General features: G+C 65.3%; 17 protein-coding genes. 8 read left to right on the top strand and 9 right to left on the bottom strand.

The features are described 5' to 3' along the window. Positions 1-38: 38 nt before the first annotated feature. Entirely contained in the window at positions 39-2,381 is a 2,343-nt protein-coding gene (locus ACFODV_RS10850; protein WP_379758973.1) for a DUF4214 domain-containing protein, read from the bottom strand. A 179-nt stretch (positions 2,382-2,560) separates the two neighbouring features. Between ACFODV_RS10850 and ACFODV_RS10845 the strand changes: the two genes are divergently transcribed. After that, on the top strand, positions 2,561-7,072 hold the full coding sequence (locus tag ACFODV_RS10845) for an ExeM/NucH family extracellular endonuclease (RefSeq protein ID WP_379758970.1): 4,512 nt from the start codon (positions 2,561-2,563) through the stop codon (positions 7,070-7,072). Positions 7,073-7,160: 88 nt separating this feature from the next. Here ACFODV_RS10845 and glyA read toward each other — a convergent pair whose 3' ends face one another. The 5 genes from glyA to ACFODV_RS10820 form a co-directional block, all read right to left on the bottom strand. Continuing rightward, positions 7,161-8,426 (bottom strand): serine hydroxymethyltransferase, encoded by a 1,266-nt coding sequence (glyA, locus tag ACFODV_RS10840; RefSeq protein ID WP_379758967.1) that lies wholly within the window; start codon positions 8,424-8,426, stop codon positions 7,161-7,163. A gap of 156 nt (positions 8,427-8,582) precedes the next feature. Beyond that, positions 8,583-9,779 (bottom strand): hypothetical protein, encoded by a 1,197-nt coding sequence (locus ACFODV_RS10835; protein ID WP_379758964.1) that lies wholly within the window; start codon positions 9,777-9,779, stop codon positions 8,583-8,585. Positions 9,780-9,851: 72 nt separating this feature from the next. After that, positions 9,852-11,348, bottom strand: coding sequence for a polyphosphate kinase (locus tag ACFODV_RS10830; RefSeq protein WP_379758961.1), 1,497 nt, complete (start codon positions 11,346-11,348; stop codon positions 9,852-9,854). Beyond that, complete coding sequence (locus ACFODV_RS10825; protein ID WP_379758958.1) at positions 11,293-13,920, bottom strand: ABC transporter permease; 2,628 nt, start codon at positions 13,918-13,920, stop codon at positions 11,293-11,295. The genes ACFODV_RS10830 and ACFODV_RS10825 overlap by 56 nt, the downstream gene beginning before the upstream one ends. Continuing rightward, complete coding sequence (locus ACFODV_RS10820) at positions 13,917-14,633, bottom strand: ABC transporter ATP-binding protein (protein ID WP_379758955.1); 717 nt, start codon at positions 14,631-14,633, stop codon at positions 13,917-13,919. Before ACFODV_RS10820 ends, ACFODV_RS10825 begins: the two co-directional genes overlap by 4 nt. A gap of 130 nt (positions 14,634-14,763) precedes the next feature. On the opposite strand from ACFODV_RS10820, the gene ACFODV_RS10815 reads away from it, so the two are divergent. Genes ACFODV_RS10815 through ACFODV_RS10805 form a run of 3 tightly spaced genes read left to right on the top strand, consistent with a single transcriptional unit; the run spans position 14,764 to position 16,038 of the window. After that, a complete protein-coding gene (locus ACFODV_RS10815) occupies positions 14,764-15,375 on the top strand; it encodes an arylesterase (RefSeq protein WP_379758952.1) in 612 nt (203 codons plus the stop codon). A 51-nt stretch (positions 15,376-15,426) separates the two neighbouring features. Then, positions 15,427-15,690, top strand: a complete 264-nt coding sequence (locus ACFODV_RS10810; RefSeq protein ID WP_379758949.1) for a type II toxin-antitoxin system Phd/YefM family antitoxin — start codon at positions 15,427-15,429, stop codon at positions 15,688-15,690. Between the two features lie 12 nt (positions 15,691-15,702). Further along, positions 15,703-16,038, top strand: coding sequence for a type II toxin-antitoxin system RelE/ParE family toxin (locus tag ACFODV_RS10805; RefSeq protein WP_379758946.1), 336 nt, complete (start codon positions 15,703-15,705; stop codon positions 16,036-16,038). Here ACFODV_RS10805 and ACFODV_RS10800 read toward each other — a convergent pair. Further along, positions 16,023-16,919, bottom strand: coding sequence for a DMT family transporter (locus ACFODV_RS10800; protein WP_379758943.1), 897 nt, complete (start codon positions 16,917-16,919; stop codon positions 16,023-16,025). The genes ACFODV_RS10805 and ACFODV_RS10800 overlap by 16 nt on opposite strands. A gap of 106 nt (positions 16,920-17,025) precedes the next feature. On the opposite strand from ACFODV_RS10800, the gene ACFODV_RS10795 reads away from it, so the two are divergent. The 4 genes from ACFODV_RS10795 to ettA all read left to right on the top strand — a co-directional run bounded on the left by ACFODV_RS10795 (position 17,026) and on the right by ettA (position 21,073). Further along, on the top strand, positions 17,026-18,339 hold the full coding sequence (locus tag ACFODV_RS10795; RefSeq protein ID WP_379758940.1) for an MFS transporter: 1,314 nt from the start codon (positions 17,026-17,028) through the stop codon (positions 18,337-18,339). A gap of 130 nt (positions 18,340-18,469) precedes the next feature. Continuing rightward, on the top strand, positions 18,470-18,925 hold the full coding sequence (locus ACFODV_RS10790; protein WP_379758937.1) for a PAS domain S-box protein: 456 nt from the start codon (positions 18,470-18,472) through the stop codon (positions 18,923-18,925). A gap of 210 nt (positions 18,926-19,135) precedes the next feature. Further along, positions 19,136-19,336: a PA3496 family putative envelope integrity protein gene (locus tag ACFODV_RS10785; protein ID WP_379758934.1), complete on the top strand. Its 201-nt coding sequence runs from the start codon at positions 19,136-19,138 to the stop codon at positions 19,334-19,336. 75 nt (positions 19,337-19,411) lie between these two features. Beyond that, entirely contained in the window at positions 19,412-21,073 is a 1,662-nt protein-coding gene (ettA, locus tag ACFODV_RS10780) for an energy-dependent translational throttle protein EttA (protein ID WP_379758931.1), read from the top strand. A gap of 111 nt (positions 21,074-21,184) precedes the next feature. Here the strand turns inward: ettA and lpxL are convergent, their stop codons facing one another. Together lpxL and alr are read right to left on the bottom strand one after the other, a co-directional pair. Then, entirely contained in the window at positions 21,185-22,093 is a 909-nt protein-coding gene (lpxL, locus tag ACFODV_RS10775) for an LpxL/LpxP family Kdo(2)-lipid IV(A) lauroyl/palmitoleoyl acyltransferase (protein ID WP_379758928.1), read from the bottom strand. Further along, positions 22,086-23,183 (bottom strand): alanine racemase, encoded by a 1,098-nt coding sequence (gene alr, locus ACFODV_RS10770; RefSeq protein WP_379758924.1) that lies wholly within the window; start codon positions 23,181-23,183, stop codon positions 22,086-22,088. Before alr ends, lpxL begins: the two co-directional genes overlap by 8 nt. Positions 23,184-23,238: the final 55 nt, after the last annotated feature.

The raw sequence follows: 23,238 nt of genomic DNA, 5'->3' as shown, positions 1-23,238 counted from the left end.
TGCTCATTGGCGCAGGGGCGAGAGTCCCCGTAACAGGCCTAGCCGAAGAGCATCAGGCTCTCCTGCGACTCGGTGAAGCCCACCATCACGGCTCCCATGCTGTCCCCCTGAGCCAGTTGCTCTATCCAGTAGTCGCGGCCGGCAGCATCCGCCGCGCGTTCCAGCACATTCTGGTACATCAGATCGACAAAAGCGTCATTCTCGATGGCTCCGTGCAACTGCGAAAACTCCTTGGACCCCACGAAGGAAACGGCAATCTGTTCGGTATTCAGAGTCTCCTGTTGATCGAGCCAATATCCAAGGCCGGCGCCGTCGGCGTCACGGTCGAAGGCGGCATCATAGAGGCGCAGCAGCGCATTGACGTCGCCATCCAGCACTGCGTCGTCTCTTTCGGCCAGGTTCTGGATGCGCAGGTCCTCGCTGGCCGGCGTCTCGTCCTGGCTGAACGGCGTCTCAGCATGAAAGGTGCCCAGGAACTCGGCAAAGGCATCCTGCTCGGTACCGGCGTCTGCAAAGGTGAACAAGCCGTCATCCTCGAAGGCCTCGACCAGATCGACACGCTCAAGATAGCCGTCCTCGCCCAGCGGATAACTATCACCGCCATTGGCCAGGAAGCCCAGCGTGACCACCTTGACGATCTTGTCGGCATTGCCGACCAGGCGTCCGTCCGTGACCAGCACGTCCAGCGACTCCCCATTGTCGCCGACGATGACCGCGTTCTGAATGCGCTCGCCGGCCGGCTGGCTCCAGTCGAAGCTGAACTGGATGCCGCCCACCTGCGCAAACTGACCGGCGGTCACACCGGGCGCCGATGCCGCCACGGCGTGCTCAAGCAGCTCCACCAGCTTCTCCCGCGTTACGCTGAGAATCGCCAGGTCGTTGTTGAAACGCAGTGATGATGCAGCATCCAACTGCGAGACACCGCCCTCGGGCTTGCCGATGGCAGGATCGGCCGCCGGGGCTTCGAAGCGCGGTTCGCTGTCGTCACCTTCAACGACCACGCGACCGATCGGCTCACGGATTCCCCCGCCATTCTTGAACGAGACCATGACCTCGTCGTCGATCTGACGGGCATACCAGAGATTGGCATCGGCGGTGAGGTTGCCGAGATTGGTCTCCTCGGTGCGCACGGCGCCGCGCTCGCCCACGAGGTAAGTATCGGTGAGGCCAAGGATATTGCCGTCCTGATCGGCCACGAAATCGGCTACCGCATTGACCAGGTCGTCGGCAATGGCGGCCTTCGTCCCTTCGGCGAAGGCGCTCTCCAGGCTTCCCCACAGCGCCTCGACCTGGGCATCCGTGGCGGCATAGACCCCGGAAGTGGCCGGGTCCAGGGAGTCGGCGATCAGCCGGCCCTGCTCGTCAAACTCGATCACCAGCTGCCCGACATAGCGCCAGCCGCCGTCGGTGTTGATGATGGCGACGTCATCACCGGCGGCATCCTTGGTCAGAATGGGGTAGCTGCTGTAGGGCGCCGGCGCCGCAGGGAAAAGGCCGCGATCAATGTCCTCGCTGTCGGCCAACAGGCTATTGGAGCCGCCGGCCATGATGATATCCACACCGTCGAGCAGGGTGGCCAGCTCTTCCTCGAACTGGATCTGCTGAAGATGGGACGCCAGCACGATCTTGTTGACGCCCTGCGCCTCGAGCTGATCAATGATCGGCTGAATCAGTTCGGCCAGGGCCTGCATATCGTTACTCCCGCCGGCCAGCACCTGGGTGGCGCCCGGGGAGGAAATGCTCTCGAGAATCTGGGTGGTAAGGCCGATGATGCCGATCTGCTCGCCGCCCCGCTCGGTCACCATGGCCGACGCCAGCTTGGGCGGCGCTGCACCGTCCACGATCTCCTGCGGCGAGGCACGAAAGGCATCGCGGTTAAGCACCTCGGTGGTGGCCAGCTCGGCCAGGTTGCCATCCCCGCTGAAATCCAGGTTGGCCGAGAGATAGGGGAACTGAGACCCCATCCACTCGAGATCCCCCAGCGTGCCGCCCTCCCCCGTGACCGGGGCGATCATATCGGCGATCAGCCCAGTTCCCTGGTCGAACTCATGGTTGCCGAGCGTGACGGCCTCGACGTCCAGCAGGTCCATCAGCAAGGTTTCGACTCGACCGGACGCGGCAGAAATGCCCGAAAGGGAGCCGGCCGGCAGGCCATAAATCGCCTCCGCCGCGGCCTGAATGGCCGGCTGCAGCGAACCATCCCCTGCCGCCGCCAGATAAGGCCCCGGAAGCACCAGATCGCCGGAGCTCAGAAACAGTGAGTTGGCTTCCTGATCTTCGAGGTAGTCAACGATAGCGGTGAAATTGGGCGCATTCAGCAGATCACCGCCGCCGCCTTCCATATCGGCAGCGTGCAGCAATTGCAGGCGATAGTTGCTCATGAGTTTCGCTCCAGTGGGTTCAGGTGAGATTCCCCGACACCATCCCTCGCAGGCGTGACAGGCAAGTGACATTCCCGATTTTTTGCGAAAGATAAAGACTGATCGCGTCACCAAAGCGTCAAAAGAATGCAGCATAAGAGTGAAACGATGAATAACCAATTCTGAAACGAGACGTTCTGATGCCTACCGATACCATCCTGACCGCCCTGTATCGTGACCTGCTGCTGCGCGAGCCCGACGCGCCGGGCCTCGCCTACTGGCAGGGTGAACTGGAGAGCAGTCGGCAGACGCTGTCCAATATCGCCGATGCGTTCCTGCAAAGCGCGGAATTCAACAACGAGGTTCAGCCCATTCTGGCGTTATACGAGGAGGTGCTTCTACGATCCGCCGATCTCGAAGGCTTACGCTATTGGGTGGCAGAGTTGCGCGCTGGAATTTCGCTCCAAGATATTCGGGCCGCCATGCAGGATTCAGACGAGGCCATCAACCAGGTTACACCTCTGTCGGACGAGGCGTGGCTGGCTGGCACTTATGCCAGCCTGCTGAATCGCGAACCTGATGATGGAGGCAAGGCCTATTGGCTGGAACAGCTCAGCGCAGATCTCAGCCGTAGCCAGGTAGCAGCCATCATTGGCCAGAGCGAAGAAGCCGAGGAGCAGGCACAATCACGCTCCATTGATGCATTGCTCGACGCCAACTTGCCTTCTGAGCAGGCGCTGAACGCCTATCTCGAGGAGCTTATGAGCGGTTCCGATTCCGCACCCAACGACAACCCCGAGCTGGGCCTGGGCGAGCGCTACCATGTCGGTGCTTCGGACGCCTCGGCGGCCATCGCCATCGGCGAGCGCCTGATGCTGGTGGGCGACGACGAGGATCAGGTGCTGCGCCTCTATGATCGTGATGCCGATGGCGAGGCACTGGTCGAGATCAACCTGAATACGGCGCTGGGGCTCAACGACACCCAGGAAGTCGATATCGAGGCGGTGGCCAGCCTTGATGGCGTTCAGTACTGGCTAGGTTCCCACGAGAGTGCCCAGCGCTCGCTTCTTTTCGCCAGCCGTATCGAAGGTGACGATGCCGAGAGCTTGAATATTACCGTTGAGGGCCAGTTCGCCGACCTGGCCGCCCAGCTGCAGGCCTGGGATTCCAGTAACGGCCATGGCCGAGGCGGCGATGCCCTGGGACTGGGCAGCGGCATCAATGTGGAGGGCGCCGCCTTTGTCGGTGAGACCCTGATGCTGGGGCTGCGTGCACCGCTGGATAACGGCATGGCCCAGGTGATTTCCGTGACCAATGCACCGGCACTGGTGGCGGGCGAGGCCAGCGAGGCCGAGTTTGGCGCGCCCCTGCGCCTGGACATGGACGGCCGGGTGATCCGTTCCATCGAGCCGACCGGCGAAGGCGGTTTCCTGGTGCTGGCGGGCCCCGAGCGAGACGGCGGCGAAGAGGGCTTCGCTCTATTTCACTGGGACGGCGCCCATGCCGTTCGCGAGATAGGGGGCCTTGACCTGAACAGCATCCCCGACGCCCTGGGCGCCAAGCCGGAAGCTATTTTCGATCTTCAGATGACCGATGAAGGATTTACCGCCGGCGTGCTCTACGACAGCGGCACCGTGGACTGGCTGGAGGATGGCCGCGAGTCCAAGGACCTGCCCGCCGAGCAGCAGCGCTTTATCGGCGTTGACCTGACCCTATCGGCACTGCCCGATTTCGACCCCCGCCCGGGGGATATCGCCATTACCGCCGTCAAGGCCGATAATCCCGACGATTTTCAGTTTGTGGTGCTCAAGGGTATTGCCGCCGGGGCAAAGATCACCTTCACCGACTCCGGCTGGGCCGAAGAGGGCTTCCGTGCCAACGAGGGCGCCGTGACCTGGACGGCGCCGGAGGGCGGCGTCGCCCCCGGTACGCGGGTCTCCTATGCCGAGCAGGCCGATCAGTTCCAGGATGCCAACGGCGACGCCGTGGGCAACAACAGCTTCAACCTCTCGACAAGCGGCGACCAGGTCATCGCCTTCACCGGCGAGCCCAGCGAACCAACCTTCCTGTTTGCCGTTCAGACCAACAGCAGCGAATGGCAGGGTGGTGCCACCAGCTCCAACGACTCCGGCCTACCGCCGGGCCTTGAAGCAGGGCTGACCGCCGTGGCGGCGGGGGAAGGGCCGAACAGCGACTACGATAACGTGGCCTACGCGGGGCCGGGAACCGGCACGGCCGCCGAACTGCTGGCGGCCATCGGCAACCCCGCCAACTGGGCCGGCGATAACGCTGAGCTACCCGCCAATGCGACGCATATCTTCCAGATCGGCACCATGGTCGCCGTTTATGTCCCCGGCGAGCGGGATATCGGCCTGGCGATTACCGAGATCTGGTCCGGCCAGAGTGGCCCGGATGTGACCGAGGACTGGTTCGAGATCACCAACCGCTCCGATACGACGCTCGACGTCACGACGCTGCCGCTCTATTACGACGACGATAGTGCCGACCCGCAGAACACCGTAGAGATCCAGGGGCTGACGGCACTGTCCCCCGGAGAAACGGCCATCGTGATCGTCGATGGGGGCGCTGACGCCGTGGCCGAGTTCCGCGAAGCCTGGCGCGATCTGCCGGGCATCGAGTCGCTGGCGATCGGCTATGCACCGGATGCCTCCGGCCTGGGTGGCGGCGGCGATGCCGTGACGCTGTGGCAGGGCGACCCGCGAGTCGACGGCGATCAGGTCGCCTTCGAGGCCTACCCCGATACCGATGGCTTCGATGCCGCCGCCTGGAACGTGGATACCCAACAGTTTGTCGGCGCCGATGACGATGGCGTCATGCGCTCAACTGCCCTGGGCGGCGATAACGGCGATGTGCCGGCGTTGGCCTCTCCCGGGACGGCCACGGCCCCGGAAGCGGACATCACCCTGATCTCGGCAATTCAAGGTAGCGGAGACGCGAGCCCCCTGCTGGGTGCAACCGTCACCGTGGAGGCCATCGTCACCATGGTGACGCCCGGCCTCAATGGCTTCTTCCTGCAGGAAGAAGACAGCGATAACGATGACGACGCCCTCACCTCCGAAGGGGTGTTTGTCTATACCGGCAGCGGCAGCGCCGGCTGGCTCGACGCCAACCTGAGCGCCGGTGACCAGATCCGGATCGAGGGTAGCGTGTCGGAGTTCTTCAACAGGACCCAGATCAGTGCCGACCGCGATAGCCTTCAGGTCCTGGACACCCACCTGCCGCTACCCGAAAGCCAGCGGATCGAGATGCCGTTTGCCGACAAGGCGGGTCTTGAGGCCTTCGAGGGCATGCGCGTGGCCATCGAGGCCCTGGATGGCGAGCCGCTGGTGGTCACCGAGCTTTACCAGCTGGGCCGCTACGGCGAGGTCACGCTCGCCTCCGGCGGCCGCCTGGAGCAGTTCACCGAGGTCAACGCACCGGACGCTGAGGGCTATGCTGCCTGGCAGGAAGAAGCCGAGTCGCGCACCATCAAGATCGACGACGCCAACAGCGCTCAGAATCCCGACCCGGTGATCTACGGCCGTAACGGTGAAGAACTGTCGGCAGAGAACCCGCTGCGCGGCGGTGACGAGCTGGCGGTACTGGACGGCGTACTCGACTTCTCTTTTGGCGAGTGGAAAGTGCAGAACGTCGAGGGCCTGAACTTCAGCGGCCCCGAACGCCCCGCCACGCCGGATGCCGAGGCGCTTGGCAGTCCCGGCCTGACCGTCGCCTCCTTCAATGTGCTCAACTACTTCACCACCCTGGACGAGAACGGCAACCAGACAGTGACGCTGGATGGCACCACCCATGGCCCACGCGGCGCCGACAACGCCGAGGAACTGGCTCGCCAGGAGGCCAAGCTGGTCGAGGCCATCACTACCAGCGGCGCCGATGTCGTGGGGCTGATGGAAATCGAGAACAACGGCTACGCTAACGACAGCGCTATCGCCACCCTGGTGGCAGCACTGAATGCCGATGCGGCCGCAAAGGGAATAGAGGGCGTGACCTGGGCCTACAGCGTGCCTGAAGATTCAGAGGGCAATGTGACCAGCCCCGGTGATGACGCCATCGCCGTGGGGATGCTCTATAACAGTGAAGCGGTCACGCCGATGGGCGCTGCCGCTACCAAGACCGACGGCGCCTTCGCCACGGCCAACCGGGCGCCGCTGCTGCAGACCTTCCAGGAGATCGAAAGCGGGGAGGTGTTCTCGGTGGTGGTCAACCACTTCAAGTCCAAGGGCAGCGTGGTCAACGGCGAGGAGGCGATAGGTGACGGCCAGGCCAACAACAACCCGACTCGCGTTGAGGCCGCGGAAGCATTGCTGGCATGGCTACAGAGCGACCCCACCGGCAGCGGTGATGCCGACGTGCTGATCATCGGTGACCTCAATGCCTACGCCATGGAGGATCCGATCACGACGCTCCTCGAGGCCGGCTATACGCGCCTCAACGATGACTACAGCTATGTCTTCGATGGCGCCTGGGGGTCACTGGACCACGCCCTGGCCAGCGAGTCACTGCTGGGTCAGGTCAGCGGCACCACCACCTGGCATATCAACGCCGACGAGGCTTCCGCGCTGGACTACAACACCGACTTCACCAGCGACCGCCAGGATGAGAATCTTTACGCGCCGGATGCCTTCCGCAGCTCGGATCACGATCCGATCCTGGTAGGCCTCAACCTGGGCGACGACATCAGCATCGCCTGAGGCTTTCTTCTTACCCTAATCATGCCCCGATACGACACTGCCCCGCCTAGGCGGGGCAGTGTCGTGATGGAGGCTGGGCTGTCAAGACTCACCGATAAACCGGGAACCGGCCGCAGACGGCCTCGACCTTGCCCTTCACCTCGGCTTCGATGCCTGCGGAGTCGGCGCCGTTGGCCATGGCGTCGAGGATATCGCAGATCCAGCCGGCGAGAGCCTTGCACTCGCCCTCGGCGAAGCCTCGAGTGGTCACTGCCGGGGTGCCGATACGCAGGCCGGAGGTGACGAACGGGCTCTGGGGGTCATTGGGCACGGCGTTCTTGTTGACCGTGATATGGGCACGGCCCAGGGCGGCGTCCGCGTCCTTGCCGGTCAGGCCCTGCTTGACCAGTGAGAGCAGGAAGAGGTGATCCTCGGTGCCGCCGGAGATGACCTCGAAGCCGCGCTCGATAAACACGCCGGCCATGGTCTGGGCATTTTTGACTACCTGCTGCTGGTAGGTCTTGAACCCAGGGTCCATGGCCTCCTTGAAGCAGATCGCCTTGGCGGCGATGACGTGCTCCAGCGGACCGCCCTGGCTGCCCGGGAAGACGGCGGACTGCAGCTTCTTCTCGATGTCGGCGTTCCCCTCCGCGGAGAGGATAAGACCACCGCGGGGGCCGCGCAGGGTCTTGTGGGTCGTGGTGGTGACCACATGAGCATGGGGTAGCGGCGTGGGATAGACGCCACCCGCCACCAGGCCGGCCACATGCGCCATGTCGACCAGCAGGTAGGCACCCACCTCGTCGGCGATCTCGCGGAATTTCGACCAGTCGATGATCTGGGAGTAGGCGGAGAAGCCGGCGATGATCATCTGCGGCTTGTGCTCACGGGCGAGCTTCGCGACTTCTTCGTAGTCGATACGACCGTTTTCGTCGATGCCGTACTGCACGGCATGATAGTGCTTGCCAGAAAAGTTGGGCTTGGCGCCGTGGGTCAGGTGGCCGCCGGCGTCGAGGCTCATGCCCAGCACGGTATCGCCCGGCTTGACCAGCGCCTGAAAGACGGCACCGTTGGCCTGAGAACCGGAATGGGGCTGGACGTTGGCGTAGGTCGCGCCGAACAGCTCCTTGGCGTAGTCGATGGCCAGCTGCTCGACGATATCGACATACTCGCACCCACCGTAGTAGCGCTTGCCGGGATAGCCTTCCGCGTACTTGTTGGTCAGCTGGCTGCCCTGGGCTTCCATTATCCGTGGGCTGGCATAGTTCTCGGAAGCGATCAGTTCGATGTGCGCTTCCTGGCGCGCGACTTCCTTCTGCATCGCGTCGAACAGGACGTCATCGAAACCGGCAATCGTCATGTCACGGCTGAACATGGGCGGAGGACCTCGCATCAAGGGAAAAATCTGAGGGCAATATGATACCCCACCCCCGGACGGCTTTCACATGAAAGGCAATCATCCGGGGCTGCGGCAATTTCATCCCCCGCTAACGTGTCCGCGCAGCTCGATCTTTAAACCCGCCGTCCGGGCTCAGCGAGTCTGCACGTTGAAGGAGAGCTTGTCAGGTAGGCCGAGCGGATCACCGGCATAGGTGGCCAGGTTGCTCTCGGCCGGCAGGCCCACTGCGATCTCCAGCTCGCTGGCATTGCCTTCCAGCAGCGCTACCAGCCCCATCAGGATCGACTGCACCTGGGGACCGAACATCATCCCGAAGCCCTGGGCCTGAGTGCGCGCCTGTTCCAGATACTGTGCCTCGGTGACGCCTCCCATGGCCGCGCCCAGGGTCGCCAGGCGGCCAAACAGGCCCTCATCGCCGATGATCAGGCGAATGTCGCCGCCCAGCAGGGTGGCGTCTTCCATCAGGTCGCTGTCATCGAACAGCTCGGCGGGTTCGGCTCCCTCAGGCAACACCAGCGGCAGCTCGACATCCAGGACCAGGCGCAGGGCATCGCGAAGCGTGATCTCGCTATCGCTGAGCAGAACGGCATGGGACTCGCCCTCCTGCCACTCGCCGCGGAAGACGGCATCCAGCTGGAGCTCACCGCTACCATCGGTCAGCACGTTGCTGACCATGCGCAGCCGGGTGCGTTCTTCCTCCGGCGCCATGTCGATCATCTTCGCCAGGTCGAGCGCCAGGGTCTCGACCCACAGGCCGCCGTTGCCATCCTCGAGGCCGCCATCCAGGCGCAGGCTGGCCAGGGTGGCCACCGTCCCTGCGTCGAGCTCAAGGTTCAGCCCGGAGAGCGCCAGGCTCCCCTGCCACTGCTCGGCCAGTGCCTCTTCGTCGCGCGGCGGCACCGCGCGACCGGGGTCATTCAGCACCACCTGTTCGATGCTCATCACCCCTGGCTCGTCCAGGAACGCCTCCAGGCGGATGCCCTCAAGGGTGACCTCGTCGGGACGGTCGTAGTCGCCGTGGACGATGTAATGCTCGACGGAGAGCCGCTCGCCGTCGTGGCTCTCGAACCGCAGGTCCTCGGCGGTAACGCGGCTGCGCAGCAGCGCCGAGGAGACCTCGCCGATCTCGAGCGTTCCCTCGCCGGCGAAAAAGGCGCGCAGGTCTGCCTCGAGGCGATCGGCCGGGCCGCGATCGGCCGGGCCGCGATCGGCCGGGCCGCGCTCGGCATCTGCCAGGGCCGGCGAGGCGATCCCGAAGGAGAGGCCAAGGGCGAGGGGAAGCGACAAAAAGAGTGCCGACGGAGACGAGAGGCGGATGGGGGGCGACATGAGATCACCTCCTGTGTGATCGAGGGAAAGAATATCTGATGAGACACAGCATAGCGGGTTAACACGCCGGTTTCAGACGGCCGAGGCCAACCGGGCCTCGAGCCGCTCGTTGACATGCTCCAGCACCGCCAGACGAGCGCGACGCTTGTCGTCACAGGCCACCAGCGACCATTCGGCGCCGGGCGCATGGGTGCGGGCAAACATCTCGTCGATGGCGCGCTGATAGTCGTCCCAGCGCTCGCGGTTGCGCCAATCCTCATCGGTGAGCTTGTGGCGCTTGTGAGGGGTATCGGCGCGGGCCTCGAAACGCCTGAGCTGCTCATCCTTCTCGATGGCAAGGAACACCTTGATCAGCACTCCACCATGTTCCAGCAGCTGCTGCTCGAAGTGGCGAATCTCGCCGTATGCACGCTGCCACTCGGCCTTGCTGGCCAGCTTTTCGACCCGCTCCACCAGCACCCGCCCGTACCAACTGCGATCGAAGATGGCGATGCGCCCATCAACGGGCAGGCGGCGCCAGAAGCGCCAACCCCAGGGCAGCGCCAACTCCTCGTCGCTGGGCGCGCCGATGCGATGCACGCGGTACTGACGGGCGTCCAGCGCCGCGGTAACCCGGTGGATGCTGCCTCCTTTCCCCGCCGCGTCGTGGCCCTCGAAAGCGATCACCACCGGGATGCGTCGCCGGGCGATCTCCCGGGCATTCCTGGCCAAGCGGGCCTGCCCCCGGGCCAGGTCTTCACGGTAGGCGGCCTTGTCGAGGCGCTCCTCCACCGCGGCATCGGCCCGGCGCAGCGAGGGAACCCCCGGCAACTCGTCCGGCAGTGCCGCAAGCGTCGTCGCCGGCGGATCGGGGGGCGCCTCCATGACGTCCAGCAAGGCACGGCCGACCCGGCTGAGCTGCTCGCCCGGCTCGCGGAAGGACAGCCGCTGCCAGGGCGCATGGGGTGCCTCGGTATCGTCGCGCAGCGTCTTGCCGATCGCTTCGATGATGGCGTGCTGTCCGTGGCGCTGCCACTCGGTCGGCCCGGCCTGCCAGGACCGATCAGGATCCTGCTGCAGTTCGACGAGGTGGTGGCGCTGCTCGCGCCGGCCGATATCGTTCCATAGTTTCAGCAGCACCACGCCTTCGGCGGCCAGCTCGGCCTCGAAGTGGCGGATCTGCTCGAGGCGATCGTGGAAGGCGCCGGCGGAGAGCCGGCGCTCGGCGCGGGCGAAGAGCGCATCGCCGTACCAGCCGTGGATGAAGATGCCGATACGGCCGCGATCGGGAATTCGCCGCCAGTAGCGCCACCAGTAGGGCCGCGACTGCTCTTCGCTGCTCGGCCCCAGGGCGTGCACCTCAGTATGGCGGTTCTCCAGCCAATGGTTGAGCCGATTGACCACCTGCCCCTTGTGGGTCACCGCATGGCCGGTGAGCAGCAGGATCACCGAGCGCTCCTTCTCTCGGGCCAGGGAGAGCTGGGCATCCAGCAGCCGGTAGCGCAGGGTATCCGTCTTCATATCGTCCTCTTTTTTACGCCTCGCCCAAGAGCCCCAGGCTGGCGGCAGGGGCCTGTCGGCGCAAGTCACGGGAGAGCAGGTGGCCGATCACGCCGATCAGCAGGGCGCCGCCCAGAGGCAGAGCCAGCCAGAGCCCCCAGTGGATCCGCGGCGCCAGGTCGAACCAGGCGAGATAGATCCCCGCGGCGGCAAGTTCGGCGAGCAGCGCGCCCATCAGGCCGCTGGCCAGGCCGAGGATGGCGAACTCGGCCCCCTGGACCCGCGAGAGCAGGCGATTGCCGGCGCCGAAGACGCGCAGCAGGCCGCTCTCGTGGGCACGCACCGGGCGGCTGGCGGTCAAGGCGGCATAGAGCACACTGACCCCGGCCAGCAGAACAAAGCCCAGCACCAGCTCCACGGCCCGTGTCACCTGGGTGAGCACATCGCGCACCTGGCCGAGGATGGCGTCGATGTTAAGCAGCGAGACGCTAGGAAAGTCGCGCACCAGTCGGCGAAGCGTATCGTTCTCGGCACCGTCCAGGTGGAAGGCGGTGATGTAGCTGTGGCCGAAAGCTTCCAGCACCCCGGGCGGGAAAATCACGTAGAAATTGGGCCGAAAGCTATCCCAGTCCAGGTTGCGCAGGCTCGTCAGCTCGCCGACGACCTCGGCGCTGCCGATGGTGAAAGTCAGGGTATCGCCGAGTTCCATCCCGAAGCGCGCCGCCAGGCCGTCTTCCATGGACATGGGCACCGCTGCCGGGCTGGCATTGGGCACGGGCTGGGCATCCACTGCCGCCAGCCAGTCCTCGGCTTGGCCGTTCTCAAGCGCATCCAAGCCGAGCGCATCGAACCACTCCCCCGCCACCAGGCGGTTGCCCTCGGGCAGGTCCTCCTGCCAGGTGAGGTTTAGCTCCCGTCGCAGGGCATTGTCGCCCCTGGCTTCTGGCGGCACCATTTCCAGCGGGGGCTGGCCGTTGAGCGCGGTGATTCTGCCACGCACCATGGGATACAGGGCGCTGCGGGCATCCGCGGCGCCTTCCAGCACGTCGGAGAAGGCCTCTCGCTCGCCGGGCTGGATGTTGATGGCGAAGTAGTTGGGCGTGTCCTCGGGCAGTTGTTCCTGCCAGGTTGTCAGCAGATCGCCGCGCACCAGGAAGATCATCGCCACGGCAAAGAAGGTCACCGAAAAGGCCAGCAACTGGCCAAGGCTGGCCTGGCGCCGCCGGGCCAGCTGCTGGCCGCCCAGGCGCAGCGCCTGCACCAGCCCGCCGTCCTGGCCGCCGCGCCGAGGCAGGCGCGAGGCGAGTCGGAACAGCAGCCCGAGCAGGAGATTCCCGACCCACCACAGCACCACCAGCATCAACAGGCCACCGACCAGCAGGCCGGCGGCGAGCACCAGGTCGCCGGAGTAGAGCCACAGCAGGCCACCGAACACCAGGGCGGCCACGGCGACCACCAGCCAGGCCGAAGCCGGCAAGGGATCGAGCTCGCGACGCAGCACCTTGAGGGCGCTGACCTTCTTGAGGCGCAGCAGGGTCGGCCCGGCGAAGCCCACCAGCACGGCCATGGCGGTGAGAATGCCCAGCCACAGCGGCAGGATACCGGGCGGCGGCAGTTCCAGGGGCAGGAAGGCCGTCAGCAGGCCGAGCAGGGCCGCCTGACCGGCGAGGCCCAGCAGAGCCCCGACCACCGAGGCCGCCAGCGCCAGCCACAGCAGTTGCAGGGCGAACAGCCGGCTGAGTTCAGCCTGGGTCGCCCCGAAACAGCGCAGCAGTGCGGCAGTATCCAGATGCCGATCCACGTAGCGCCGTGTGGCCATGGCCACCGCCACCCCGGCAAGCAGCACGGCGGCAAGCCCGGCGAGGCTCAGGTATTTCTCGGCGCGCTCCAGGGCATTGCCCAGGCCCGGGCGGTCACGACGCACGTCGCGCACTTCCACCCCGTCGCGGCGCAGGCGCTCGAGCAAGGGCTCGACCGCGGCCACGGCATCAGGAGGCCCTGCCGCAAGGATCTCGAATTCGACCCGGGAGCCGGCCTGCACCAGGTTGGTGGCCGGCAGGTCTTCGACATGCATCATCAGCCGCGGGTTGAAATTGCCGAAGCCCGCCGACTGGTCGGCCTCGCGTTCGATCAAGCCGCCCACGATAAGCTCGGTCTCACCCACCTGAACCTGGTCGCCAATCTCGACGTCGATCAGCAACGCCAGGCGCGGTGCCAGCCAGGCCTCGCCGGGCGGCGGGCCATGGTCGAGCAGCTCGACCCCTGTGCCGCGGTCGACGTGGTTGGCCCCGAAATGCGGGTAAATCGAATCCACAACCTTGAGACTGGCCGGCTGGAAGGCCTCGCCATAGCTGACCATGGAGACCATGTCGACCTGATCGCTGAGCACCAGGCCGGCGTTCTCGAGGGCATCGCGAATTTCCGGGTCGAAGGGCCGGCCCTGCTCGAGCACCAGGTCTCCGCCCAGCAACTGCCCGGCCTGACGGGTCAGGCCCTTGTCCAGGCGGTCGAGGAAGAAGCCGATCATGGTGGAGGCCGCCACGGCCAGGGCCAGAGCAATGAAGAGCGCGCGGACATCGGCGGCACGCAGGTCACGGATCAGGCCCCGCAGGGAGAACCGCAGCAGCCGTGTCAGATTTCCCAGGTGGTTGGCATCGCTCATGCGCTCACCTCGTCCATGGCCATCTCGACCAGCTTGCCTTCCTCCAGCCGCAGGCAGCGGTCGCAGCGTCGCGCCAGGGCGTGGTCGTGGGTCACCAGCACCAGGGTAGTGCCCGCTTCCTGGTTCAGCTCGAAGAGTGCGGCGATGATGCGCTCGCCGGTGGCGGGATCCAGGTTGCCGGTGGGCTCATCGGCGAAGACCAGCTCGGCGCCGGTAACGAAGGCGCGGGCCAGGGCCACCCGCTGCTGCTCGCCGCCGGAGAGCTGCTTGGGCAAGTGATCCAGGCGCTCGCCCAGGCCCACCCGGGTCAGCCAGTCGCGTGCCTTACCCTCGGCGTTGGTCTGGGGCGTGAGTTCCAGAGGCAGCAGGACGTTCTCCAGGGCGGTGAGGGTGGGCAGCAGCTGGAAATTCTGGAAGACAAACCCCACCCGGCCAGCGCGCAATCGTGCCCGGCCATCCTCGTCGAGATCGGCCAGCGGCTGGCCGAAGAGCTCCAGAGTGCCGCCGCTGGGGGCGTCCAGTCCGGCCAGCAGTCCCAGCAGGGTCGACTTGCCGGCACCGCTCTGGCCGAGGATCGCCACGCTCTCGCCGGGGAACACCGTCAGGCCAAGACCACTCAAAATGGTAAGTTGCCGTTCGCCACTGCGGACCTGCTTGAGAAGATGGTCGGCGTGTAGAATAGGTGTCATTCCCGTTTGAGAGGTGGTGGACATGGTCAAGGGCTTCCCTGTTTGTGAAATGAGAGGTAAAGGTACTGAAGTGAGATGCAGAGGCGATTTACGGCCATTGATGCGGGGCCTTGCGGCCTGTCGGCGGCAGGCAACGGCCGCAGGCCTGGCATTGATGTTGGCTCTGGTCGTGCCGCCGAGCCTGGCCGAAACCCGCCCGCTGCTGCTGGTAATGGGCGACAGCCTGAGTGCCGCCTACGGCATCGAACAACAGGAGGGCTGGGTCAGTCTGCTCGAGTCGCGCCTGGACGGGAAGGCGCACATCATCAATGCCAGCATCAGCGGCGAGACCAGCAGTGGCGGGGCCAGCCGGCTGCCCGACCTTCTCGGACAGCACCAGCCCGACATCGTTCTGCTCGAACTGGGCGGCAACGATGGCCTGCGCGGCCTGCCACCGCGGCAATTCGAGGCCAATATGGCGGGCATGATCGAGGCCAGCCAGGCGGCCGATGCCGAAGTGCTGCTGCTCGGCATCGACATTCCCCCCAACTATGGCCAGGCCTATCGCGACGCCTTCACCGGAGTCTATTACCGCCTCGCCGATGACTTCGAGGTTCCGCTGGTGCCCTTCCTGCTCGAGAGCATCGCCCTGGACGCTAGCCTGATGCAGAACGACGGCATCCACCCCACCGCCGCTGCCCAGCCACGCATCCTCGAAAACGTCTGGCCGGAGCTTGCCGCCATGCTGGAGAAGAACGGCCTGGCGCTAGCCAGCGACTCGCCATAAGACCATTGATGGACTAAAATTAGACCTGATGAGTTCAGCGGGGATATGGCCATGCGCACAGAGACCATCAGCTACCTGAAGCAGAACGCCGCTACCCTGGATGTTCAGGAACCCTTGATTATCACCCAGAAGGGCAAGCCGACCTATGTGGTCGAGTCCTACGCGGCCCACCAGCGTCGCGAGCAGGCCATCGCGCTGCTCAAGCTGCTGAGCCTGGGTGAAAAGAGCCGTGAAGAGGGCCGGTCAATGTCGCCGGAGGAGTTCCGGGCAAGAGTCCGGGCCCGTCACGCCGCGAGGCGGGGTGAATCGCTGTGAGGAAGCCTTCGGATGGATGTCATCATCGAAGAGACAGCGGACGCCTCGCTAGAAAGCTGTGAAAACTTCCTGCTCGACAAGCTGGAGCTACCCTTGGACAGGGTCGAAGCCATCTCCCTGCATCTCATCACCATGACAATCGAGCGGCTCTCCTCTCGGCCGGACACCTATCCGGTTTGCCGGCTCGCCCTTGAACTCGGCATCAGCCATTACCGCGAGTTGCTGATCGATGGCTACCGGGTCATCTATCGTCTTTGGCCCGAGCAGGGGAAGGTTTCCATCTACCTGTTCGCGCATCAGCGCCAGGATTTCAAGCAGTTGCTCTTCGAGTATCAACTGCTCTCCTGAGCGGCCGGTGCCGGGGACTTCTGGCACTGCTGAAGCCCTAGCCCGCCGAGAATCAGCAACAGGCCGACCAGGGTCGAGGGGCGGATAGGCTCGCCGACGACCAAGAACAGCAGCAGCAGGGAGACCGGCGGCGACAGGAAAATCAGGTTGGAGACCTTCGCCGTGCGCGAGACCTTGTGCACGGCCAATTGCCAGAGCACGAAGGCGATGCCCATCTCAAAGAGCCCCACATAGACACCGGCGCCAAGACCCGCCCAGCCGTGCCATTGAAACCCCGGGCCGGCAATCAGCAGCAGCGTCAAGACCGGCACGCCGACACTGAAATTCTGCCACTGGGCCACCAGCGGCGGGCGATGGTCACGGGCGTTGAGCAGCCAGTAGAGCGCCCAGATCAGCGTCGAGGCCAGCGCCATGGCAACGCCAAGAGGATCGGCGAAAGCCACGTTGAACACTGCCCCCCGCGTGGCGATCACCCAGACCCCGGCGTAGGCGATCAGGCCCGCCAGCACATCCAAGCGGGTCAGCCGCTGGCCGAGAATCGGCACCGCCAGAAACGCCATGGCCAGCGCCCAGGTGTAGTTCAGCGCCATGGCCTCCTGGCCCGGCAGGCGGTCATAAGCGCCAAAAAGCACCAGGTAGTAAGCCACTGGATTCAACAGTCCCGCCCAGGCCGCGGTGCGCCAGCCGTGGCGCAGCGCCTGGCCGGCGAGCCCCTGGCGGATCACCAGCACGCCGATCAGCGCCCAGGAGACCAGAGAGGCGAGCCACATCAGTTCCAGCGGGGACATGTACTCCAGCGCCACCTTGAAGGCGGTGGCCACGGTGGACCAGAGCGCCACCGCCCCCAGCCCGAAGAGCATCGCCTGACCGTCGCGGGTCATAGGGCGGGTTTCCCGCAACGGCTGCAGTTGTGGAGTCGAATACGTGACACGGCGGCCTCCCTGTCGCGACAATGTGAGCGAACCATCTTACCAGCGAGGAGCCGCCATGGCCGCACCCGAGATCAGCCAGTCCCGCCTCTACGAATGGCTGACCGGCGATGAGAATAGCCGGATGTGCAAGGACATTCCCGACGAGGCCTGCGACGAACAGCCGCGCAACTTCTTTCTGCACCTGCTGGCTTCGCTGGGCAACAAGCTGGCCGACGAGCTCTCAAGCGCCCGTCTGGTGCTGCCCTGGCTGATGGGGGTGATCGGTGCGCCGCTGTGGATGGTGGGCCTGCTGGTGCCGATCCGCGAATCCGGCGCCCTGCTGCCCCAGCTGTTCGTGGCCGGCTTCATCCGCCTGAAGCCCGAACGCAAGTGGGTATGGGTGGTGGGCGGTCTGCTCCAGGCCGCTGCCGCCGCAGCGCTCGCCCTGCTGGCGCTATTCGGCACGGGCGGCGTGGGGGGCAGCCTGGTGCTCGTCGCTCTGGTGGCGCTCTCCCTGGCCCGGGGGCTGTCATCCATCGCGACCAAGGATGTGCTGGGCAAGACCATCAGCAAGCAGCGCCGCGGCACCCTCATGGGCTGGAGCGGCAGTGTGGCAGGCGCGGTGACGCTGCTCGCCGGCGGCGTGCTGATGCTGTTCGGCGATCGCCCCGGGGAGCTGGCCCTGGCCGTGCTCCTTGGCATCGCGGCGCTGGGCTGGGGGCTCAACGCCCTGTGCGCGGCCCGCATCCAGGAAACCCCCGGCGCCGTGGAGGGCGGAGAGAACGCCTGGGAAAGCATCAAGCTTGGCCTGCGTCTGCTGCGCGAGGATCGTGGCTTCCTGCACTTCAACGTCTCCCGTGCGCTGCTGCTGGCGAGTGCCCTGGCGCTGCCCTACGTGGCGCTGCTCGGCCAGCAGCAGAGCGGTACCGAACTGGGTGGCCTCGGCGTAATGATCGTGGTCTCCGGGCTTGCCGGCATGGTGGCAAGCCCGGTGTGGGGTAAGCGCGCTGACGCCTCCAGCCGCCGCGTGATGCGCGATGCCGGCTTGGGCGCCACCCTCTGCTGCCTGCTGGCCGCCACAATCGCCTGGCTGCCGGGTGCCTGGAGCCAGACCGTATGGCCCTACGCGCTGGTCTACGCGCTGCTGGTCATCGTCCATGCCGGGGTGCGCCTTGGCCGCAAGACCTATATTGTCGACATGGCCGACAGCGACAAGCGAGCCCTCTACGTGGCGCTCTCCAACACCATCACCGGGGTGCTGATGCTGGCGGTTGGCGGGGCCGTTGGCGCCTTGGCCCAGTGGCTCGGCACGTCGGCGCTGATGGTGGTTCTGGCGCTGATGGCGCTGGCCGCCGCGGCCAGCGCCAGCCGCCTGCCGGAGGTGGAGTGAGCGCGACGCGTTGAAATCCCGCGTCCGTCTGGCCATGATGTCACCAGCTGTGAAATGCTCGCCGCCGCCGCCCCGCCCGGGCGGCCAGGACTGGATCCGCGACAGGAACGCCCAGAATGGAACGTCCAGAATGAAACGATCACCTCTGATCAGCCCGGAACTGCTGGAGCGCATCGTCGATGCTTCCGAGGATGGCATCGTGGTTGCCGAACAGGAAGGCGACGAGAACATCCTGATCTACGTGAACAAGGGGTTCGAGCGCCTGACCGGCTATAGCGCCGACGAGATTCTCTACCAGGACTGCCGCTTCCTGCAGAACGAAGATCGCGACCAGGAGGGCCTGGCGGCCATCCGAACGGCACTTGTCGACGACAGGCCCTGCCGTACCGTGCTGCGCAACTACCGCAAGGACGGCACTCTGTTCTGGAACGAGCTCTCCATCACCCCCGTCCATGACGACGATGACAACCTGACCTACTACATCGGCGTGCAGAAGGACGTCACCGAACGGGTCGAGGCCCAGTTGGAACTGGAACGCCTCAAGCTGGAGCTGGAGCGTCTCAAATCCGAGTATGGCTTGAGCTGATCCGCCGCCGAGCGCCACGCGGCGAGGACAATGAACCAAAAAAAGTACGACCAGAGGCTTGTGCTTATCGGCTGCTGGCTATACAAAGCGCCAATGCAGCAAACTCGCTGCCCGGGCGCTTCGGGCTCCGCGCACGCCCACCGTGCAAAGGGGACGAGAAGCGATAGTGATGCGTCGACGCTGTCGACTTTGGCCATGGGAGGATATCGCATGGGCCGTGAACACCTTCTCGAACCGAGCCTCGATGACGAGGTAGACTTTTCCGAAGCGGTAAACGACGAGGAATATTCTCGTCCCCGCACCAGCCGCGCCGATACCCTGCGCGCTCGACGTCGCGTTGAGGCGCTACTCGAAGAGCGCCGCCTGCGTCGCGCCATCGAGGATGACTGGGCCCTCGACGAAGAGGACTAGGGCCGCGGCTGGCCTTTGACCGCAGTGGCCACTATCATCAGTGGCCACTGAACATCCTCCAACCGATGGGTTCCCATGGCGCAATACGTCTACACCATGAATCGGGTGGGCAAGGTCGTGCCCCCCAAGCAACATATCCTCAAGGACATTTCGCTGTCCTTTTTTCCCGGCGCCAAGATCGGCGTGCTGGGCCTCAACGGCTCCGGTAAATCCACGCTGCTGCGCATCATGGCCGGCGTGGATACCGAGATCGAGGGCGAGGCCCGCCCCATGCCGGGCCTGAATATCGGCTACCTGCCCCAGGAGCCTGAACTCGACGACGAGAAGAACGTCCGCGAATCCGTGGAGGAGGCGCTGGGTGCCATCAAGGAGGCCCAGGAGAAGCTCGACGGGGTCTATGCCGCCTATGCCGAGCCGGATGCCGACTTCGATGCCCTGGCCGCCGAGCAGGCGCGTCTGGAGAACATCATCGAGGCCTCCGACGCTCACAACCTGGAGCGCAAGCTCGAGGTTGCCGCCGAGGCCCTGCGCTTACCGCCATGGGAGGCCCGCGTCGGCAACCTGTCGGGTGGCGAGCGACGCCGCGTGGCGCTTTGCCGGCTGCTGCTATCCAGCCCCGATATGCTGCTGCTCGACGAACCCACCAACCACCTTGACGCCGAGTCGGTGGCATGGCTGGAGCGCTTCCTTCACGATTATTCCGGCACCGTCGTGGCCGTCACCCACGACCGCTACTTCCTCGACAACGTGGCCGGCTGGATCCTCGAGCTGGACCGCGGCCAGGGGATTCCCTTCGAAGGCAATTACTCCCAGTGGCTCGAGGCCAAGGAGAAGCGCCTGGAGAAGGAGGCCAAGCAGGAGGCCTCGAAGAACAAGGCGATCAAGCAAGAGCTGGAGTGGGTGCGCAGCAACGCCAAGGGCCGTCAGGCCAAGAGCAAGGCGCGCCTCAACCGCTTCGAAGAGATGCAGTCCGGCGACTTCCAGAAGCGCAACGAGACCAACGAGATCTACATTCCGCCCGGCCCGCGGCTGGGTGACAAGGTCATCGAGTTCCATGATGTCAGCAAGGCCTTCGATGGCCAGCTGCTCTATGAGGACCTGACCTTCACCATCCCCCAGGGGGCCATCGTGGGGATCGTCGGCGGCAACGGCGCGGGCAAGTCGACCCTGTTCAAACTGATCACCGGCAAGGAACAACCCGACAGCGGCGACGTGGTGATCGGCGACACCGTCAAGATCGCCCACGTCGAGCAGTTGCGCGACGCCCTGGACAATAAGCAGACGGTTTGGGAATCGGTGTCGGACGGTCAGGACATGCTCAACATCAACGGCTACGAAGTGTCGTCGCGGGCCTATGTGGGTCGCTTCAACTTCAAGGGCAACGACCAGCAGAAGCGCCTGTCGGAGCTTTCAGGTGGCGAACGCGGCCGGCTGCAGCTTGCCCAGACGCTCAAGCAGGGCGCCAACGTGCTGCTGCTCGATGAGCCCTCTAACGACCTCGACATCGAGACCCTGCGTGCGCTGGAAGAGGCCCTGCTGGCCTTCCCCGGCTGCGCCCTGGTGATCTCCCACGACCGCTGGTTCCTCGACCGTATCGCCACCCATATCCTGGCCTTCGAGGGCGACTCGCACGTGGAGTTCTTCGAGGGCAACTACCAGGAGTACGAGGCGGAACACCGCAAGCGGGTCGGTAACGACACGCCGCACCGCATGAAGTACAAGCGCATCGACGCCTGATTGGTGACCTGTCCGGAATGCCAGGTCATCACCGTCTAGCGGCTAGTTCAAACGGCTAGAATGAACGAACCCCACTGACCTCGCGGTCGTGGGGTTTTTCGCGTTGCGGCGTCAGTAGAAACCGGGCTCGCCCTCGGGACGGGTCTTGAAGCGACGATGCAGCCACAGGTACTGGTCAGGATGCTTGCGGATGGCGTCCTCGATAAAGGCGTTGATCCGAGTCGCGTCGGCCGTCTCGTCGCCGCTGGGGAAGTCATCAAGCGGCGGCAGGTACTCCAGGGTGTAGGTGCGGTTGTCAGGGTTGCGGTGGAACATGAGAGGGATCACCGGCGCGCCGGTCATGCGGGCGATCCGGGAGGTCATCTTCACCGTGGCCGCAGGTATGCCGAAGAAAGGGGCAAAGACGCTGGCCTCGCGGCCAAAGTCCTGGTCCGGTGAATACCAGACGCCGTGGCCGGACTTGATCCGCCGCACCACGCCGCGCAGGTCGTGACGGTCGATAATGGCGTCGAAGTAAGGATCTCGGGCACGCCCCATAAAGCGGGCGAAAAGCGGGTTGTCGTGGGGGCGCTGCACGGCATCGGCACGGAAATAGAGCGAATGCAGGGCGGCACCCAGGTCCAGGGTGGAGAAATGTACGCCGATGATCAGCGCCCCCTTGCCTTCGGCCTGCACCCTGGCCATGTGCGCCTGGCCCTTGAAGGTGACCCGGTGGCGCAGGTGTTCGGGGTCGCGGCACCAGCCGGTGGCGGTCTCCATGATGCCGATACCGTTGGCGATAAAGGTGTCTCGCACCAGCCTGGCCTGTTGAGCGTCATCCTTTTCGGGGAAACAGAGGCGGATATTGGTCTCGGTGATATGCCGGCGCCGCCCGGCGAAACGCCAGGCGACCAGACCCACCAGCTTGCCCACCCAGAGCTTCAACCGCCAGGGCAGCCAGGCGGCGACATACATACCCCCGATGCCCAGCCATACGGGCCAGTAGCGGGGGTGGGCGAAGTTAGAACGCCTGTTACCCATGATAGCGCCTCGGTACCCGGGGCAGCACACCGGTCAGCAGGGTGTAGCTGATGGTGTCGCAGCAACGGGCCACCTCATCGACGCTGAGCACCTCACCGTTGGCCGCCCTGCCCCACAGCACCACCTCGCTACCGATATCGGCGTCGGGGATGTCGGTGATATCCACGGTAAGCATGTCCATGGAGACCTTGCCCGCGATGGCGGTGCGCCGGCCTGCCACCAGCACCGGCGTGCCGTCCACGGCGTGGCGGTCGTAGCCGTCGCCGTAGCCACAGGCCACCACGCCGATCCGCGATGGCCGCGGGGTGATCCACCGCCCGCCGTAGCCCACCGGCTCGCCGGCGGGCAGCTCGCGCACGGCGATGATCGCCGAGCGCAGGGTCATCACCGGAGCGAGCCGGCGGCTCGCCTCATTGGCATGTTCCAGCGGGTCACTGCCGTAGAGCATCACCCCGGGGCGATTCCAGGCCCCGTGGGCCTCGGCCCGGGCCAGGGTTGCCGGTGAGTTGGCCAGGCACAGGGGAGCGCCGAGCCGCTCGGCCAGGACCTCGAGCCGCGCCATCTGGCCGGCAAAGTAGCCGGTGTCGACCCGATCCGCGGTGGCGAAGTGGCTCATCAGGTGCAGGTCGCAGGCGTGGGTCGGTGCCGCCGCCAGGCGCCGCCATACCGCTTCCGCCCGCTCGGGTGAAAAGCCCAGGCGGTGCATGCCGGAGTCCACCTTCAGCCAGACGGGAATGGGCCGTGCCAGCCGATGAGCGAGCAACGCTTCCACCTGCCAGTCGCTGTGCACCGCCATCCACAGGCCCAGGGTCTCGACCTGCTCGAGTTCGCCGGCCTCGAAGATGCCTTCAAGCAGCACAATGGGGAGGCTGATACCGGCCTCGCGCAGGGTCACCGCCTCCTCGATGCAGGCGACCGCAAAGGCCGGCGCGGTGCCCTCGAGGGCACGAGCACAGGCCACGGCACCGTGGCCGTAGCCATCGGCCTTGAGCACGGCGACGGCGCCGCTTGCTGGGGCGAGAGAGCAGGCGAGACGGTAGTTGTGACGCAGCGCCTCGAGGTCGATATGGGCGATCAGCGGCCGGGCCATGGCAAATCCTGAAGCAGAAGAAAAAGGGCAGGCAAACGAGGCCTGGCATTATCCA

The sequence above is a fragment of the Halomonas tibetensis genome, assembly GCF_042643535.1.
GTDB classification, from domain to species: Bacteria; Pseudomonadota; Gammaproteobacteria; order Pseudomonadales; family Halomonadaceae; genus Halomonas; species Halomonas tibetensis.
Note: the sequence above shows the minus strand (reverse complement) of the source record. Positions and strands in the feature narration are given on the sequence as shown.

What these genes read in the sequence shown, in the direction of transcription:
- ACFODV_RS10850 (WP_379758973.1), bottom strand. Translation starts at nt 2,381, where the DNA reads ATGAGCAACTATCGCCTGCAATTGCTGCACGCTGCCGATATGGAAGGC.
- ACFODV_RS10845 (WP_379758970.1), top strand. Translation starts at nt 2,561, where the DNA reads ATGCCTACCGATACCATCCTGACCGCCCTGTATCGTGACCTGCTGCTG.
- glyA (WP_379758967.1), bottom strand. Translation starts at nt 8,426, where the DNA reads ATGTTCAGCCGTGACATGACGATTGCCGGTTTCGATGACGTCCTGTTC.
- ACFODV_RS10835 (WP_379758964.1), bottom strand. Translation starts at nt 9,779, where the DNA reads ATGTCGCCCCCCATCCGCCTCTCGTCTCCGTCGGCACTCTTTTTGTCG.
- ACFODV_RS10825 (WP_379758958.1), bottom strand. Translation starts at nt 13,920, where the DNA reads ATGAGCGATGCCAACCACCTGGGAAATCTGACACGGCTGCTGCGGTTC.
- ACFODV_RS10820 (WP_379758955.1), bottom strand. Translation starts at nt 14,633, where the DNA reads ATGTCCACCACCTCTCAAACGGGAATGACACCTATTCTACACGCCGAC.
- ACFODV_RS10815 (WP_379758952.1), top strand. Translation starts at nt 14,764, where the DNA reads ATGTTGGCTCTGGTCGTGCCGCCGAGCCTGGCCGAAACCCGCCCGCTG.
- ACFODV_RS10810 (WP_379758949.1), top strand. Translation starts at nt 15,427, where the DNA reads ATGCGCACAGAGACCATCAGCTACCTGAAGCAGAACGCCGCTACCCTG.
- ACFODV_RS10805 (WP_379758946.1), top strand. Translation starts at nt 15,703, where the DNA reads ATGGATGTCATCATCGAAGAGACAGCGGACGCCTCGCTAGAAAGCTGT.
- ACFODV_RS10800 (WP_379758943.1), bottom strand. Translation starts at nt 16,919, where the DNA reads ATGACCCGCGACGGTCAGGCGATGCTCTTCGGGCTGGGGGCGGTGGCG.
- ACFODV_RS10795 (WP_379758940.1), top strand. Translation starts at nt 17,026, where the DNA reads ATGGCCGCACCCGAGATCAGCCAGTCCCGCCTCTACGAATGGCTGACC.
- ACFODV_RS10790 (WP_379758937.1), top strand. Translation starts at nt 18,470, where the DNA reads ATGAAACGATCACCTCTGATCAGCCCGGAACTGCTGGAGCGCATCGTC.
- ACFODV_RS10785 (WP_379758934.1), top strand. Translation starts at nt 19,136, where the DNA reads ATGGGCCGTGAACACCTTCTCGAACCGAGCCTCGATGACGAGGTAGAC.
- ettA (WP_379758931.1), top strand. Translation starts at nt 19,412, where the DNA reads ATGGCGCAATACGTCTACACCATGAATCGGGTGGGCAAGGTCGTGCCC.
- lpxL (WP_379758928.1), bottom strand. Translation starts at nt 22,093, where the DNA reads ATGGGTAACAGGCGTTCTAACTTCGCCCACCCCCGCTACTGGCCCGTA.
- alr (WP_379758924.1), bottom strand. Translation starts at nt 23,183, where the DNA reads ATGGCCCGGCCGCTGATCGCCCATATCGACCTCGAGGCGCTGCGTCAC.